Raw genomic sequence first — 15265 nt, forward strand, 5'->3', positions numbered from 1 at the left:
ATTGACCGTCTACACGGTCAGTTGTTATTGATCTGGATGGATGGTGCGCAACTATCGAGGCAGGAGGTACAGGTCATTGAGCCGACTCAAAGCGCAATGACCTGCTGTCAAAACCTGCGTGTTTTGGGATGTATCACTCCGCCATCTGCAAGTCCGGCATCTTCACCCTGAACCCACGCGTGACACCCAACAAACAAATCAGCCCCAAGCCCATCCAGCACAGACCAATCGTGAACGCCATACCGGAAAGGCTCGTCCACAGCCAAATGGTGCTGAGAAAACCCAGGGCCGGCAGCGCCGCGTACATCAGGTAGTTGCGTGTGCCGCGCAGTTTCTGGTCGACCAGGTAATGCTTGATCACCGCCAGGTTCACCGCCGAGAACGCGAAGAGCGCGCCGAAGCTGATCATATTGGCGACGGTATCCAGGGTGATAAACAAGGCAATTAGCGAGAACAGGCTGACCAGCATGATCGCGGTGGCCGGCACGCGCTTTTTCGTGACCAGCTTGCCGAACACGCTCGGCAATGCACCATCGCGCCCCATCGCGAACAGCACGCGCGAGACACTCGCCTGGGAGACCATTGCCGAAGCGAAACAGCCCGCTACATAGGTCGCGGTAAATGCGGTCACCAGCAGTTCACCGCCGACGCGCCGCATCACGTCCACTGAGGCTGAATCAGGGTCGGCGAAACTGTTCCATTCCGGAAACACCATCTGGGCGAAATACGAAACCAGCAGAAACAACAGCCCCCCGAACAACGACACCACCATAATGGCGAGCGGAATGGTTTTTCGCGGGTTGGGTGTTTCCTCGGCCATGGTCGACACGGCATCGAAGCCAAGAAACGACAGGCAGAGCACCGCAGCGCCCGCCATGATCAGCGGGACGCTGAAACCTTCATGATGGAAAGGTGCGAGTAGCGAAACCGGGGCGGAATGCCCACTCAGGTTGTGAAGCGATAACGCGACGAACACAACGATGAAGACCAACTGGGCAACCACGAGTATCCAGTTGACCCGAGTGATGGACTCGATGCCGACCAGATTTAGAACGGTGACCAGCGCAATTGAACCGAGCACCCACACGGCGGTAGGCACAGCGGGAAAATATTCCGACATGTAGATGCCGATCAGCAGATAACTGAGCAACGGCAAGAAGATGTAATCCAGTAACAAGGTCCAACCGGCAATAAAGCCGAAATACGCGCCAAATGCCTTGCGCGTATAGGTATAAACCGATCCTGAATAGGGGTGCGCCTGGACCATGCGTCCATAGCTGTAAGCGGTCAGCAACATGGCCGCAAGGGTCAGCAGGTAGGCGGTGGGCAAGTGCCCTTTGGTCATCTGGGTGACGAGGCCATAGGTTGTAAACACCGCCAGCGGGACCATGTATGCCAGACCGAAAAGTACCAGTCCGACGAGCCCCAGGGGCTGTCGAAACCTACGCGATGAAGTGGGTTGCGATGGGGAATGATGGGAGGGAGTATTGGCCACGTTTGTTATTGTATTCATTGCTGACTCCTGGAAATGGGCATGCAGGACGCCGCGGTATCCGATGAAATCGATACCGTTATCCGTTGAAAAGTGGACTGCCCTATGTGCACGCAGGGCAATGTAACGATGCGGGTCTCCACCCCTTGCGCGGGGGTGGAAAACCGCTCACTTCACAGCTTTCCCGCGATCCGTGCGGTGCGGTCTACCGCGATACGGGTCTTGTCCACCAGTTCGTCGAGTTCCGCGCGCGTTGCTACCAGTGCCGGCGCCATGATCATGCGGCCGAGTGTCGAGCGAATGATCACACCCTCTTCAAAACCAAAGGTGCGGCACTGCCAGGCCAGGTCATTTTCATTGTCGAAGCGCTTGCGTGTGTCTTTGTCCTCGGCGAACTGCATGGCCGCGAGCAGACCGGTTCCCTGGATCTCGCCGATCATCGGATGGTTGCCAAACACTTCACGCAGGATCTGCTGCAAGTACGGCCCGGTATCTTCCTTCACCGTGCGAACGATGCCTTCATCACGCAACGCCTTGAGGTTGGCGAGTGCAACCGCCGCCGCGACCGGGTGCCCTGAATAGGTCAGGCCGTGGGCGAACACGCCGCCCCGCTCCACCAGCGCATCCGCAATGCGTTTGCTCAGCACCAGGCCGCCCATGGGGATATAGCCGGAGGTCAGGCCCTTGGCGATCGACAGAGTGTCGGGCTCGAAGCCGAAATACTCGTGGGCAAACCACTCGCCCGTGCGACCAAAACCGCCAATCACCTCATCGGCGCACAGCAGCACATCGTATTGACGGCAGATACGCTGGATTTCCGGCCAGTAGCTTTGCGGCGGGAAAATCATCCCGCCTGCGCCCTGGAAGGGTTCGGCGATAAAGCCCGCAACATTTTCGGCGCCCAGTTCGAGAATCTTCTCTTCCAGTTGCAAGGCGCAGCGACGACCGAACTCGGCCGGAGTCAAGTCGCCGCCCTGTGCGTACCAGTAGGGCTCATCGATGTGCGCCACGTCAGGAATCATGCCGCCCATCTCGTGCATGAACTTCATGCCGCCCAGCGCAGAAGCCGCCAGGGTGGAGCCGTGATAGCCATTCCAGCGACCGATCATGATCTTTTTCGTGGGTTGGCCGACCACTTGCCAGTAGCGGCGAACGGTACGGATCAACACCTCGTTGGCTTCGGAGCCGGAGTTGGTGTAGATCACGTGACTGTAGTGGCCCGGGAGCAGGCTGAACAGCAGCTCGGACAGCTCAATCACCGCCGGATGAGTGGTGTGGAAGAACATGTTGTAGTACGCCAACTGGTCCATCTGCGCGGCGGCGGCGGCGGTCAGGTCCTTTCGCCCATAACCGAGCTGGGTGCACCACAGACCCGACATGCCGTCCAGGTAGCGCTTACCTTCACTGTCCCACAGATACAGGCCCTCACCACGCACCATCACGCGTGGGCCTTCGGCATTCAGCGCCTTTTGATCCAGAAACGCGTGGATGTGGTGGGCCGCGTCCGACTTCTGATAGTCCTGGGTCTGGCGTTTGGGTTCGAATGGCAGGTTCATGTTTTCTCTCTCTTGTTAGTCGTCATCCGCTCAGCGGATCTTGTTCATGTAGCTTTCAAGGGGGTCCTTGCTCAGCACGCCCTGTGCCTCGGCCAACGAATCGATGAACAGCGAAAACAGTTCCGATTGCGCACCGATATCGAGCTTGCTGTAGATGTTTTTGCGGTGGGATTTGATGGTGTCTTCCGATACACCCAGGCGCTCGGCAAGCGAGCGAGTGGAGTGCCCACGCAGGATCAATTGGGCGATACGACATTCGCGCTCGGTCAGGATCGACGAGCCAAAATTGTTCAGCGCCGAGTGAATACGCTGTTCCAACAGGCTTTCGAAGCGGGAACCCTGCGCTTCCAGACCAACGAAGTGTTTGCCCAACACCGCCAGCACCCACGGCGCTATACGCTTGAATTGTTGGGTGGTGGCCGCGTCCAGCTTCTGCGTAAATGCCAGTGATACCGCCAGACTCAACCCGTTGTTGGACTGCAGGATGTAGTTCAACTCATCCTCCAGGTGCGAATGTCGGTAAAACGACTGGAAGTACTCGCTGAGCTCGAAATGATCGGGGGCGACATCAGCAAGGTCGTAACACCCGGAGCCGACGCCCTCTACGCACGCGCCGTAAAACGGATCGAGCAAATAGAAGCCCGACAGGTACTGACGCACATTACCCTGCGGCAGCCATGGGCCTTCCAATTCAAACAATGCGCTGGGCATGCCACCGTGCGGATACAGGTAGAGCGTGGTGGCCTGGATCGGCCAGATACAACCGAGGGCCTCAAACAAAGTGGCGGCGAAGCCCGCTTGCCCGATGCTCTCGGTTACCTTGGCGATCTGTTCAAACCATTGCGCAGAAGAAAGCCGGTCGTTTTCCACTTCGAAGCCTCGCTGAAAGAACGTTAGAGATGGTCCCACACCCGGGAAACCATCGAAATCACCCGATAGGGTGAGCCTGCATCCGATATTTATGCTCACTTCCCAGCTTAATAATATTTTATTAATAGCCCCCCTCCCCCTAGCCTTGAAGTCATGCACGAACTGAATCCAACTGCATTACGCAAGGACAGACACATGACTGAAGCAATAACAAAAACAGACACCCTGGTAGTGGGAGCCGGTCAGGCTGGCGTGGCCATGAGTGAGCACCTGAGCAAACAAGACGTGCCGCATCTGGTGCTGGAGCGCAGCCGCATTGCCGAGCGCTGGCGGACCGGGCGCTGGGATTCGTTGGTGGCTAACGGTCCGGCCTGGCATGACCGTTTTCCAGGCCTGGAATTCGATGACGTCGCCGCCGATGGCTTCGCCCCCAAAGAACGCGTCGCCGATTACTTTGAAGCTTATGCCCGCAAGTTCAATGCGCCGATCCGTACCGGCGTGGATGTACTCTCGGTGGTGCGTAATGTCGGCCGCCCAGGCTTTACCGTGCACACCAGCGAAGGCGTGATCGAAGTCAACCGCGTAGTAGCAGCCACCGGGCCGTTCCAGAAACCGGTGATTCCGCCGATTGCACCTGAAGACTCCGCGCTGCATCAGATCCACTCTGCCGATTATCGCAACCCTGCCCAACTGCCGGCCGGTGCCGTGCTGGTGGTCGGTGCAGGCTCTTCCGGTGTGCAGATCGCCGATGAGTTGCAACGTTCCGGACGTCAGGTGTACCTGTCGGTCGGCGCCCACGACCGCCCGCCCCGCGCCTATCGCAACCGGGATTTCTGCTGGTGGCTGGGGGTGTTGGGCGAGTGGGACCAGGCGGCGATGAAACCCGGCCGTGAGCACGTAACCATTGCAGTGAGCGGCGCACACGGCGGCAAGACAATCGATTTCCGTGAGCTGGCCCAGCAAGGCATGACCCTCGTTGGCCTCACGCAATCCTTCAGCGGCAACCTCGCCAGCTTCCAGCCCAACCTGGTGGAAAACCTGGCGCGTGGCGATGAAAACTACCTGGCCTTGCTGGATGCGGCCGACGCCTACGTGGAGCGCAACGGCCTGGACTTGCCGCTGGAGCCTGAAGCCCGTCGCGTGTTTCCCGACGCCGACTGTATCAAGAACCCGATTCTGGAACTGGACCTCGACAAAGCCGGCATCACCTCAATCATTTGGGCCACTGGGTTTGCCGTGGACTACAGCTGGCTGAAGGTCGATGCGTTTGACGCCGCCGGCAAGCCCCGGCATCAGCGCGGCGTCTCCAGCGAATCCGGGATCTATTTCCTCGGTTTGCCGTGGCAGTCGCGCCGTGGCTCGTCGTTTATCTGGGGCGTGTGGCACGACGCCAAATACGTCGCCGACCATATCGCCATTCAGCGCCAATACCTTGAGTACCGCGACGCCGCCCCGGTGGTTCGTCAGTCCCCTGTCAACGCCTGATCCCTTTTTTCCGGAGTTTTTTGATGCCTACTCACACTCGTATCCGTATGTTCAACACCAAGGAAACCTACCCTAACCAAACCCTGGACAACGACCTGTGCCAGGCCGTACGCGCCGGCAATACCGTGTATGTGCGCGGCCAGGTGGGCACTGATTTCGGGGGTAACCTGATTGGCCTCGGCGACCCGCGCGCCCAGACCGAACAAGCGATGAAGAACGTCAAGCAACTGCTGGAAGAAGCCGGCAGCGACCTGAGCCATATCGTCAAAACCACCACCTACCTGATTGACCCGCGCTACCGCGAGCCGGTGTACCAGGAAGTCGGCAAATGGCTCAAGGGTGTGTTCCCGATTTCCACCGGGCTGGTGGTGTCGGCCCTGGGTCAGCCGCAGTGGTTGATGGAAATCGATGTAATCGCGGTTATCCCGGAGTAAGGAGGCTTCCCATGACCTTTTCAATCGTGGCCCGGTGTGCGGACACTGGCCAGCTGGGCATTGCCATCAGTTCATCAAGCATCGCCGTGGGTGCCCGTTGCCCATGGCTGCGCCCTGGTGTGGGCGCGGTGTCGACCCAGAACATCACCTTGCCGGCCCTGGGTCCTGACGTGCTCGACCTGCTGGAACAGGGCCTCGCCCCGGCCGAAGCGCTCGACAAGGCCCTGACCAGCAATGGCTACAGCCAATACCGACAGCTGACGGCGATTGATCACCTGGGGCGCGCCGTGCATTTCAGCGGCAGCGAAACCCTCGGCACCCATAATGCGGTGTCGGGCGAGCAGTGCGTGGCGGCGGGCAACATGCTCGCCGACCGCGGGGTAATCGAGGCGATGGTCAGCACTTTCGAGCAAGGCGAAGGCCAGTTGGCCGATCGCCTGCTGGCCGCGATGCATGCGGCCATCGCTGCTGGCGGCGAGGCCGGTCCGGTGCACTCTGCTGCGCTGGTGGTGGTCGGTGAGCTGACATGGCCGATCATCAACCTGCGAGTGGATTGGGCCGACGAGAATCCTATCGGTGACCTTCAAAGACTATGGGACGCCTACCGCCCGCAAGTCCAGGACTACATCGACCGCGCCCTCGCCCCCGATCGCTCCCCGGGCTACGGCGTGGCCGGTGATGACCGATGAGCAGCAGCCGCGAACTGCTGCAGACGCTGGTGGGGTTTGATACCACCAGCCGCGAATCCAACCTGCATCTGATCGAGTTTGTGCACGATTACTTGGCGGGTTTCGGTGTGGCCAGCGAGCTGGTCTACAACGAGGAGCGAAGCAAGGCCAATCTGTTTGCCAGCATCGGCCCGGTGGAATTGCCGGGCATCGCACTTTCAGGGCATACCGATGTAGTGCCGGTGGATGGGCAGCCATGGACGGTACCGCCATTCGAGCTAACTGAGCGCGACGGCAAGCTGTTTGGCCGGGGCACGGCAGACATGAAGGGCTATATAGCCTGTGTGCTGGCGCTGGTGCCGGCATTGGTGAAGGCGCCGCTGCGGATCCCGGTGCATATCGCCCTGTCGTACGACGAAGAAGTCGGCTGCCTCGGTGTGCGTTCGTTGCTCAAGGTGCTTGAGCAGCGGCCGGTGAAGCCGATGCTGTGCATTATCGGTGAACCGACCGAGCTCAAGCCGGTGCTCGGCCATAAGGGCAAGTTGGCCATGCGCTGTGATGTGCATGGCGAGGCATGTCACTCGGCCTATGCGCCGTATGGGGTGAACGCCATCGAGCATGCGGCGGAGTTGATTGGTGAATTGGGAAGAATCGGGCAACGCCTGCGGGACACCCAAGATGCGCGTTTCGATCCGCCATTCAGTACGGTGCAGACCGGGGTGATCAGTGGCGGCAAGGCGCTGAATATCGTGCCGGCAGATTGTCGGTTTGATTTTGAGATTCGTGCCTTGCCATCGCAGGATCCGGGTGAGGTAGCTGAGGAGTTGCAGGCTTATGCCATGCAAAAAGTGCTGCCGCGTATGCAGGCAGTCAGTCGCCAGAGTTCGATTCGTTTTACCGAGTTGTCCGCTTACCCAGGCTTGGTCACCGACGAACGCAGCCAGGCGGCAGAATTGATCGCGGCGTTTTCCGGTTCGCGGGAATTCAGCACGGTAGCGTTTGGTACTGAGGGCGGGTTGTTCGATGCGGCGGGCATTCCCACGGTGGTGTGCGGGCCCGGGAGCATGGACCAGGGGCATAAGCCGGATGAGTTTGTGAGTGTGGCGCAATTAGCGGGGTGTGATGCGATGCTACTGCGGATGCTGGAATCAATCCGCGCCTGAGCCGCCTATCTACCAGACACCAAAAATCAATTGTGGGAGGGGGCTTGTCGGAACGCCGCACCGTCCCGATTGCAGTGGTTCAGTCGATGCATAAGTTGACTGAACCACTGCTATCGGGAGCAAGCCCCTCCCACATTTTTAATCCTGGGTTTAGCCCAATAGTTGCGCGAGTTCTTCGCGGCAGTAGTCGACAAATAACTGCACCGGTTTGGTCAAGGGCGAACGGCGCAACCACACCGCCGACAAACCTGAACCGGTGACGGTTTCGGCCAACGGCACACAGACGACTTTCTGCCCATCGTAGGTGTACTCGGTGAACGGTTTGGTCACCAATATCGAAAACCCAAACCCCCGCCCTACCATCCCCCGCACCATCTCGATCGACGGCGAGCTGAACACGATATTCGGCGTCAACCCGCGCTCTTCAAAGATGCTTACGAAGTAGGTCCGGCTGGGCAGAACGTCAAGCAAAATCATCGGTTCCAACACCAGGTCCGCCAGCGACACCTTGGGCTGCTGTGCAAAACGGTGATCCGCCGGCAACAACGCATACGGCTGTTGCGGCGGCATCAATGGCGTGGTTTCAATGGTGCCGCCCAAGTCATGCTCGTACAGCATGGCCACATCGATACTGCCTGCCGTCAGCGCCTGTACCAGTTCCTGTTGCTCGCCATCGCGAATCCGAATCTCCACCCCCGGCCAACGCGTCTTGAAGCCGGCGATCAAGCGCGGCAAGTACAGCGGTGCCACGGTTTCAAAGCAGCCGATATCGATCTGCCCCGCCACCACGTCGTTGTCCGCCAGGGCGTTCTGCTCGAACTCATGGGCCAACCGCAACAGCTCCTGCGCCTTGCGATAAAACCGTGCACCACTGGGCGTCAACGACACGCCTTGAGCGTGATGGCGAATAAACAGCTGCACTCCAAAGCTGTCTTCCAACTGCTTGATCGCGGTAGAGACTGACGGCTGCGCGATATACAGCTTGCGCGACGCCTCGGCGACGCTGCCGCACTCGGCCGTGGTAACAAAATATCTGAGTTGGCGCAGGTTGTAGGCAGCCATCGGAACCTCGTTAAACGTGGGATTTCGCCCCAAACAAGTGCAAGAAAAAAGCTGTTTTCTTCAGCGATCACGGTGCATGCAACATACCGGAGCAAAAAGGCCGGCGAGATACTTTTTTTAAGGTCTATAGCAACAAACTTACTAATTTACCTGCCTGCCGCTATTACAGATGATCACTCCAACAACAAAGCGCCGTGCAGGCGGCGCACTGCGAAGTACGTCCACGTACTCACCTTGCCTTGGAGTTCCTCATGGTCACCACTGCGACATCCTCCGCACCGCTTATTGAAAAACACACGATTGGATACGTGCCCCCTGAAGATCGCCATGGAAAGGTAAGAGACCTGTTCACCCTGTGGTTCGGCGGCAACATCGCGCCATTGCCGATCGTGACCGGCGCACTGGGAGTGCAACTGTTCCACCTGAACCTGATCTGGGGCATCGTCGCCATCCTCGTCGGCCACCTGGTCGGCGGCGTGTTGATGGCGTTGCACTCGGCCCAGGGCCCGCAGATGGGCATCCCGCAAATGATCCAGAGCCGCGCCCAGTTCGGCTCCCTCGGCGCATTGCTGGTGGTGGTGATCGCCGGCGTCATGTACATCGGCTTCTTTGCGTCCAACATCGTGCTGGCGGGTAAATCCTTGCACGGTGTGGTCGACGCAGTGCCCGTGCCCGTGGGCATCGTGATCGGCGCCATCGGCTCCGGGATCATCGGCATCATCGGTTACCGCTTTATCCATGTCCTCAACCGCATCGGTACCTGGGTACTGGGCGCCGGGATCGTATTGGGGTTTGGCTATATCTTTACCCATATCCAGACCACGGACTTTCTGACCCGCGGTGAATTCAACATTTCCGGCTGGCTGGCAACCGTATCTCTGGCTGCGCTGTGGCAGATCGCCTTCGCGCCCTACGTGTCGGATTACTCGCGCTACCTGCCGGCTGACGTTCCGGTCGCGTCCACTTTCTGGACCACTTACCTGGGCTCGGCACTGGGCTCCAGCCTGTCGTTCATCTTCGGCGCCGTCGCGGTACTTGCCACCCCGGTCGGCATGGACACGATGGACGCCGTCAAACTTGCCACCGGCTCTATCGGCCCGTTGATGTTGGTGCTGTTCCTGCTCAGCGTGATCAGCCATAACGCCCTCAATTTGTATGGCGCGGTGCTGTCGATCATCACCCTGGTGCAGACCTTTGCGTATCGCTGGATCCCCACCGCGAAAAGCCGAGCGGTGATCTCCATCCTCGTACTGGCAGCATGTGCGATTGCAGCGGTTTTCGCCTCAAAAGACTTTATCGGCCACTTCGTCGATATGGTGCTGGTGTTGTTGGTAGTGCTGGTGCCATGGACGGCAATCAACCTGATCGACTTCTACGCTATCCACAAAGGCAAGTACGACATTGCCTCGATCTTCCGCGTGGATGGCGGGATTTATGGGCGCTACAACCCGCAGGCCTTGCTGGCGTACGCGGTCGGTATTGCGGTGCAGATTCCTTTCATGAACACACCGTTGTATGTGGGCCCGATTTCAGAACACATCAACGGCGCGGACTTGTCCTGGGTGGTCGGGCTGGTGGTGACTTCGCCGTTGTATTTCTGGTTGGCAAATCGGGACAGTGCGTACAAGCGCAGGATGAATGAGGGGAAATTGGTCGGCAGTGTCTGACATTACAACGGCAGCGCTCGATCCTGGATCACTCGTTTCATCACGAGCATCGGGGTCAAGCGCTGAGCATTGGTTTACCGCACGGGTCATTCAGGCGCCTGCCCTGGTATGACCCAAGTTACCAGGTTCGTTCAAGGGGCGGCCCAGGATCAGGAACAAACACAACCCCGTCCATTAGCAATCGGGCAGTGCGCATCAATCCGCAACGGGTCAATCGCCCATCCTGGAAGCGCAGTTCCACGGTGAACTCACCAGTAGGATGTTCAACCGAAAGCTGCATCATGTCGCCCTCTCCCCTACACGCCAACTCTGCCGCCACGCTGCCTTGGATAAGGCACGCGACGGCCACGCTGACGGCGCCTAATACACCGATGCTGGTGTGACAACGATAGGGGATGAAACTGCGGGTACTCAGAACGCCGCCTACCTGCGGCGGTGCAATGATGCACACTTTAGGAACGTTGCGCAGGCTGACATCCCCCAGGGTAATACCTGCCTGCATGATGTCCAGGCCGATGCCGATGCCGATGCCGATGCCGATGCCGATGCCGCTGTTTAGCTGGGTCAGCTAAGGAAAAGTTCTCAGGGCCAATGAAACCGGTCACTTCCTTACTTTGGAATACCCGGTTTTAACCTGCTTTACACGGTCAGCGGTACAAAAGTTGGTACAAGCTTCATTCCCTCCCTAGACGTTCTGTCTACAGTTCGTCACTTCCCAATACTGCTGCAACGCTGAAGCCTCCATGGAGGAATCGCGATGCCAAACTCAGAGCTGCTCCCTTCCCTGCTATTCAAGATCAACGAAAACCAGCTCGCCCTGGAGGCTGCCGTCATGGAGCTCACGCTTTGGGTTGAGTAGCGCGGAGCGGCCGAGATCGGCGGCCACTCCAACACATCACCTGATCGACTGTTTTGTAGGAGAAAGCAGTCCCCCATGCTCCACTGCCAACATTGACCGGAACTGAGAAGTGATCTCTGAGGATAGCCCGGCACCTTCAAACACTGCGCAGGTGAAGCTAACGGGCGCGGGGCCTGGAGCAGTTATGATGCGGTCTGCAACCACAGCCACTGCACTGCGTCGATAATGTGTGTGCCCTTCATAACCTACGGCATTCTGTTGTAAGAAGTCTGCGCTGTTCGAGGTATGAGGAACCGTGTCGAGAAGCCCCGCCCTCGCAAGTGCCAGCGTTCCCCCGCAGATACCGGCAATTGTCGCCCCACTTGAGCGACTGGCATGAAGAAAGTCTCGAATATCCGGTGCTTCTGCGCGTTCCCAGCACATTCCACCAATGACGACAACAACGTCCGGTTTCCACTCCAGACATTGCTGCAAACTGCTATCGACAGTGACAGCCAATCCGCCCTGCGAGCGGAACTGCCCCGTAGCAGCAGCGAAAAACCTGACGTCGATCCCGTAAAACGGGGACGCAGTTCCAGCAATGAAAGCATATTCCCAGTCCGCAAAACCGGGTGTCAGTATCAAACCCACACGTGCCATCAGTCAGAATCCTCCATGAATGCCAATAACATATGGCGACAACAAACTGACATCAAGGGTAGTGATGCCGGCCTGCTGGCAGGCAAGGATTTCCAGCCCTTTGTAATAGCCTCGGTCGGCCACCACCGTCAGCGATTCAGCCTCGATTTCTGCACGCGCCTGGTTCGCCATATTGCTCAGTTGCCCACGATCATTACCAACGTTGGTCACCTCATGGGCAATGATCAGATGGTGTTTGTCGTCGACAGCTGTTTGTACGTTGTAGCCAACCGTTCCGGTGCCTCGACCGCTCGTGGCCATTGAGCGTGCATCTGGATCGGTAAGAGAGATTTGATGGTCTGGACTGTCGTGAAGCTGCGCCCCGATGTCCTTGCGAAAGTCGGCAATGGTTTTGAAGTCTGGAGCCAAACGTCCCGTCAGCCACATCAACTCGACGTTACGCTCGGCCTCACGCTCAAGCCGACCACGCGCACTGGATTTTCTTCGGCTACGTAATCGTCCAGGCACTCAGGCAGCAACGTGACTTGCGTCCGAGCCTCACCTTCAATGAATCGCTTCATGATCGCCCCCAATACGATCTAGACGACCAGAAGGTTAGACAAACACTGGCGTTTTCACACAGCCCGGGTCGTTTTCTGCCTCTTGCGATGGGCCGTTTTGGATTGGTTGCCGTCCTTCACGACAGGCAAAAAACGGCCAATACCCGACATTTCTCCCCTGGCTCGATAGCAGGCGTTTTCGGTCCATACACCGTCACAACCACCGCGTGAACATATCTATTTCTTCCCCGATCAATTGGGTGTCGAATTGGGCCAGAACCTGTTTGGTTACCTACTGTTTTTCCAGTGCCAGGCGGACTTGGGTAATGCAGGCGTTCGCGATCGTTCGGCTTCAGCCGACTGAATTGAAGGCACTGATTCACTGTGCGTGACAATCTGTCATGACATGTTATGACCTCCCTCAGAAACGGACTTTGGCCAACAAATACGGGGTTTAAAGGACGAATGGTCGAGAGGCGTCAAGCGCGGGGAATTGCCGGGAGTTTGCAGCCACTACAGGCTTTTCAGGCAGGCGCGTTCGTCGCGGTGAAGTGAACTTCACTTTCACCACGTGTCACATTAAGTCCCCGTCAAGCGAACTTCAGTGGAGGTACAGCCTTATGAGCATGGCCACAATTGTCAGTGCCGTGATTTCCAGTCTCGCACCCAGTGTCTTCGACCAGAGCAGCCTGCAAGCCCCCGGCGCGCATGTCTCAGCCGTCGAATACCACTACGGGATGGACATCGATGTGAAACGGGTACTGCAGCGCACCGATACATCCGACAAGACCGGCGTGGTACCGGTAACCCTGGTCTACGAAGACAGTGAGGGCGAGGTTCACAAGATCCGTTTCCTCGAATGGGGTGGAAGCCCCGCCGACCCCACCAGCATTACCTGATTCGCTCGTCGATCGGGTTCCGGGCTTCACCGCCCCCCCAGAAGCGGAAGTTAAACCTCCCATGCACTCAGTGCGATTGAGGTTTTTTGTTACCTGAAAATGGACATGATCGAATGACTAAAAGTTCATTCGAGAAATTCACTATTATCTTGGCGGCGTAATGTCGCAAGATTAATTGATAACAATTGCTGGATCTAAATGGCAGTCAGCAACGGTAAATTCCAATCAAACCGTGCCGAGAGCCAAGTTGATTCACTATTGAAACCAAGAGGTCACCATGGAACTTAGTATGTTTTCTTCGTCCACCGTGGAATATGTGCGTTTGGGCGTTGTATATTTTCATCTTATCGCCTGCTGTGTGGCAATCGGGCTGGTTTTGACCAGTGACATTGCAATGATCAAGCAACTCCTGAAGGGAGGTGCGTCAGGTCACCACGATGATGCGCACATGGAAAGCCTTCAAAAAACCGTAGGACTTGCACTGGTAGCGCTTTGGATTACGGGCATTGGTATCGTCGGGATAGATTATGCCGGCAAGGGGATGGAGTATTTCCTCAATCCAAAACTACAAGCCAAAATTGGCATAGTTGTGCTGTTGACCTTTAACGGCTTCCTGTTGCATAGCGCTGTAATGCCCGCTCTGAAGAAAGCCGGTTCGTTACTGAAACTCTCCTTCAACCTGCGCATGCTCGCGCTGTTCTCGGGTGCGTTCTCTGGCGTGTCGTGGTTCTATGCCGCCATGCTCGGTGTGGGTCGTCCGCTGGCCTGGAAGTACTCGCTGGTGGAGTTGCTGGCAGCCTATCCGGTTCTCATCGTCGGCGGTTTCGGGATGATGGTACTGCTCACTGCCTGGGCAAAAGACAGAGACACCGAAGCGCGTACGAAGCCAGGCACCAGGACCGTAGGAAACGCCGCCCTGGCAGGATGGTAAAGCCAGGTTGAACGAGGAACTTCAGCTTTAGCCAATAAATCCCTCTGTTAGCAGTTCACAAAATTTCACTTGAGGATAGCCCAATGAAATCCATGAAAGCCCTTTTCGTAGTCGCCGCTCTGACCGCTTCTTCTCTGGCGATGGCCACAGGTGGTGGTGACAAGACGTTCAATCGCATGGAGTCGGCCCGGAAAGTCTCTATGGAAGCCTACCAGGTTGCACAGAAACAGAAGGCTGAAGCCGCTGTAGCTGAAAGCAAGGCCAAGGCGACCGATCACGCCAACAGCTGATCGGTGTAGCCTGTCCCCCGGCTGACAGAAATGTGCAGCCTCAAGCCTCGCTAGCAGCACCCAAGGTGCTGCTAGCGCCGGTTTAACCGAGATCCCGCCAGTACTAAATCCAATGTGTTGAATCCGCTTCGAGCACCAGATCCTTTCGCTCATCCCAATCAATATTGCCGCGCGCCTGGAACTCGTCCGCTAACCTCAGAAGCAGGTCGTATTGTTCCCCGGCAGCCATTTCTGACTGCGCCAGCCGCCCTTCATGACGCGCAGACGCGCTTCGAAGTTCGCTGCTGCGGCTGTTCAAATGCTGAGTTGAGCGCATGACCGGCGGAGTATCCCTGCCGGCTGACGATAGTGAAATATCAATTACCCGCAGTAGTCATGGAGATAGGCATCTATCGCTTCCCCTTAATGTTGACTACGGAAAGATAAGCACCCCAAAGAACACTACACAGGGCAAGTATTAGCTCCGGATTGAAAATGTTCTGATCGACCGGCGCCACCAGGATTTCGCTATAAAGGCACAAGGCGCCCGCGATCAACGCTAAAAAGTAGTTGATTCGGGTTCTAGTCCGACGCAGCAACAGAACCTTTTTCAGACCCTCGTCTTTCCATTCTTGAAGGGGCATGCATTGGATCTCCTCCAGCAGCACCACACCCCACAGCAACGCGCACAACCAATAACCTATACCTATCATCATGACGTCCTCCAGTTAG

General features: G+C 57.5%; 15 protein-coding genes and 2 pseudogenes. 8 read left to right on the plus strand and 9 right to left on the minus strand.

The window, feature by feature from the left end; translation table 11 throughout:
• Positions 1 to 133: 133 nt before the first annotated feature.
• The 3 genes from ACWGZX_RS30690 to ACWGZX_RS30700 form a co-directional block, all read right to left on the minus strand.
• Positions 134 to 1513 (minus strand): APC family permease, encoded by a 1380-nt coding sequence (locus ACWGZX_RS30690; protein WP_452626751.1) that lies wholly within the window; start codon positions 1511 to 1513, stop codon positions 134 to 136.
• Positions 1514 to 1665: 152 nt separating this feature from the next.
• Positions 1666 to 3048 (minus strand): aspartate aminotransferase family protein, encoded by a 1383-nt coding sequence (locus tag ACWGZX_RS30695; RefSeq protein ID WP_452626752.1) that lies wholly within the window; start codon positions 3046 to 3048, stop codon positions 1666 to 1668.
• 30 nt (positions 3049 to 3078) lie between these two features.
• Positions 3079 to 3918: a helix-turn-helix domain-containing protein gene (locus ACWGZX_RS30700; RefSeq protein ID WP_452629094.1), complete on the minus strand. Its 840-nt coding sequence runs from the start codon at positions 3916 to 3918 to the stop codon at positions 3079 to 3081.
• A 153-nt stretch (positions 3919 to 4071) separates the two neighbouring features.
• Between ACWGZX_RS30700 and ACWGZX_RS30705 the strand changes: the two genes are divergently transcribed.
• From ACWGZX_RS30705 to argE, 4 genes are read left to right on the plus strand one after another with little or no spacing between them, the layout of a single operon-like run.
• The gene (locus ACWGZX_RS30705; RefSeq protein ID WP_452626753.1) at positions 4072 to 5403 is read left to right on the plus strand and encodes a flavin-containing monooxygenase; all 1332 of its coding nucleotides are present in this window, start codon (positions 4072 to 4074) and stop codon (positions 5401 to 5403) included.
• A gap of 23 nt (positions 5404 to 5426) precedes the next feature.
• Positions 5427 to 5837 (plus strand): RidA family protein, encoded by a 411-nt coding sequence (locus ACWGZX_RS30710; protein ID WP_452626754.1) that lies wholly within the window; start codon positions 5427 to 5429, stop codon positions 5835 to 5837.
• An 11-nt stretch (positions 5838 to 5848) separates the two neighbouring features.
• A complete protein-coding gene (locus tag ACWGZX_RS30715; protein ID WP_452626755.1) occupies positions 5849 to 6526 on the plus strand; it encodes a DUF1028 domain-containing protein in 678 nt (225 codons plus the stop codon).
• The gene (gene argE / locus ACWGZX_RS30720) at positions 6523 to 7668 is read left to right on the plus strand and encodes an acetylornithine deacetylase (RefSeq protein WP_452626756.1); all 1146 of its coding nucleotides are present in this window, start codon (positions 6523 to 6525) and stop codon (positions 7666 to 7668) included. Before ACWGZX_RS30715 ends, argE begins: the two co-directional genes overlap by 4 nt.
• Positions 7669 to 7818: 150 nt before the next feature.
• On the opposite strand, the gene ACWGZX_RS30725 is transcribed toward argE, so the two are convergent.
• Complete coding sequence (locus ACWGZX_RS30725; RefSeq protein ID WP_452626757.1) at positions 7819 to 8730, minus strand: LysR substrate-binding domain-containing protein; 912 nt, start codon at positions 8728 to 8730, stop codon at positions 7819 to 7821.
• 251 nt (positions 8731 to 8981) lie between these two features.
• Here ACWGZX_RS30725 and ACWGZX_RS30730 point away from each other — a divergent pair, with 251 nt between their 5' ends.
• A complete protein-coding gene (locus ACWGZX_RS30730) occupies positions 8982 to 10397 on the plus strand; it encodes a purine-cytosine permease family protein (RefSeq protein ID WP_452626758.1) in 1416 nt (471 codons plus the stop codon).
• Positions 10398 to 10515: 118 nt separating this feature from the next.
• Here the strand turns inward: ACWGZX_RS30730 and ACWGZX_RS30735 are convergent.
• The 3 genes and pseudogenes from ACWGZX_RS30735 to ACWGZX_RS30745 all read right to left on the minus strand — a co-directional run.
• Positions 10516 to 10899: pseudogene (locus ACWGZX_RS30735) on the minus strand (PrpF domain-containing protein); the annotation flags it as partial.
• Positions 10900 to 11292: 393 nt separating this feature from the next.
• Positions 11293 to 11895 carry a DJ-1/PfpI family protein gene (locus ACWGZX_RS30740; RefSeq protein WP_452626759.1) on the minus strand — a complete coding sequence of 201 codons (603 nt, stop codon included), beginning with the start codon at positions 11893 to 11895 and terminating at the stop codon, positions 11293 to 11295.
• A 60-nt stretch (positions 11896 to 11955) separates the two neighbouring features.
• Positions 11956 to 12455, minus strand: a pseudogene (locus tag ACWGZX_RS30745) (transposase); the annotation flags it as partial.
• A gap of 599 nt (positions 12456 to 13054) precedes the next feature.
• Here ACWGZX_RS30745 and ACWGZX_RS30750 point away from each other — a divergent pair.
• The 3 genes from ACWGZX_RS30750 to ACWGZX_RS30760 all read left to right on the plus strand — a co-directional run bounded on the left by ACWGZX_RS30750 (position 13055) and on the right by ACWGZX_RS30760 (position 14554).
• Positions 13055 to 13333 (plus strand): DUF2790 domain-containing protein, encoded by a 279-nt coding sequence (locus ACWGZX_RS30750; RefSeq protein WP_452626760.1) that lies wholly within the window; start codon positions 13055 to 13057, stop codon positions 13331 to 13333.
• A 277-nt stretch (positions 13334 to 13610) separates the two neighbouring features.
• Positions 13611 to 14264, plus strand: coding sequence for a hypothetical protein (locus tag ACWGZX_RS30755; RefSeq protein WP_452626761.1), 654 nt, complete (start codon positions 13611 to 13613; stop codon positions 14262 to 14264).
• An 83-nt stretch (positions 14265 to 14347) separates the two neighbouring features.
• Entirely contained in the window at positions 14348 to 14554 is a 207-nt protein-coding gene (locus ACWGZX_RS30760; RefSeq protein WP_452626762.1) for a co-regulatory protein PtrA N-terminal domain-containing protein, read from the plus strand.
• Between the two features lie 103 nt (positions 14555 to 14657).
• Here the strand turns inward: ACWGZX_RS30760 and ACWGZX_RS30765 are convergent, their stop codons facing one another.
• Both ACWGZX_RS30765 and ACWGZX_RS30770 read right to left on the minus strand, forming a co-directional pair.
• Positions 14658 to 14870 (minus strand): hypothetical protein, encoded by a 213-nt coding sequence (locus ACWGZX_RS30765; RefSeq protein ID WP_452626763.1) that lies wholly within the window; start codon positions 14868 to 14870, stop codon positions 14658 to 14660.
• Positions 14871 to 14943: 73 nt separating this feature from the next.
• A complete protein-coding gene (locus ACWGZX_RS30770) occupies positions 14944 to 15249 on the minus strand; it encodes a hypothetical protein (RefSeq protein ID WP_452626764.1) in 306 nt (101 codons plus the stop codon).
• Between the last annotated feature and the right edge of the window lie 16 nt (positions 15250 to 15265).

The sequence above is a fragment of the Pseudomonas sp. CLCA07 genome, assembly GCF_053615335.1.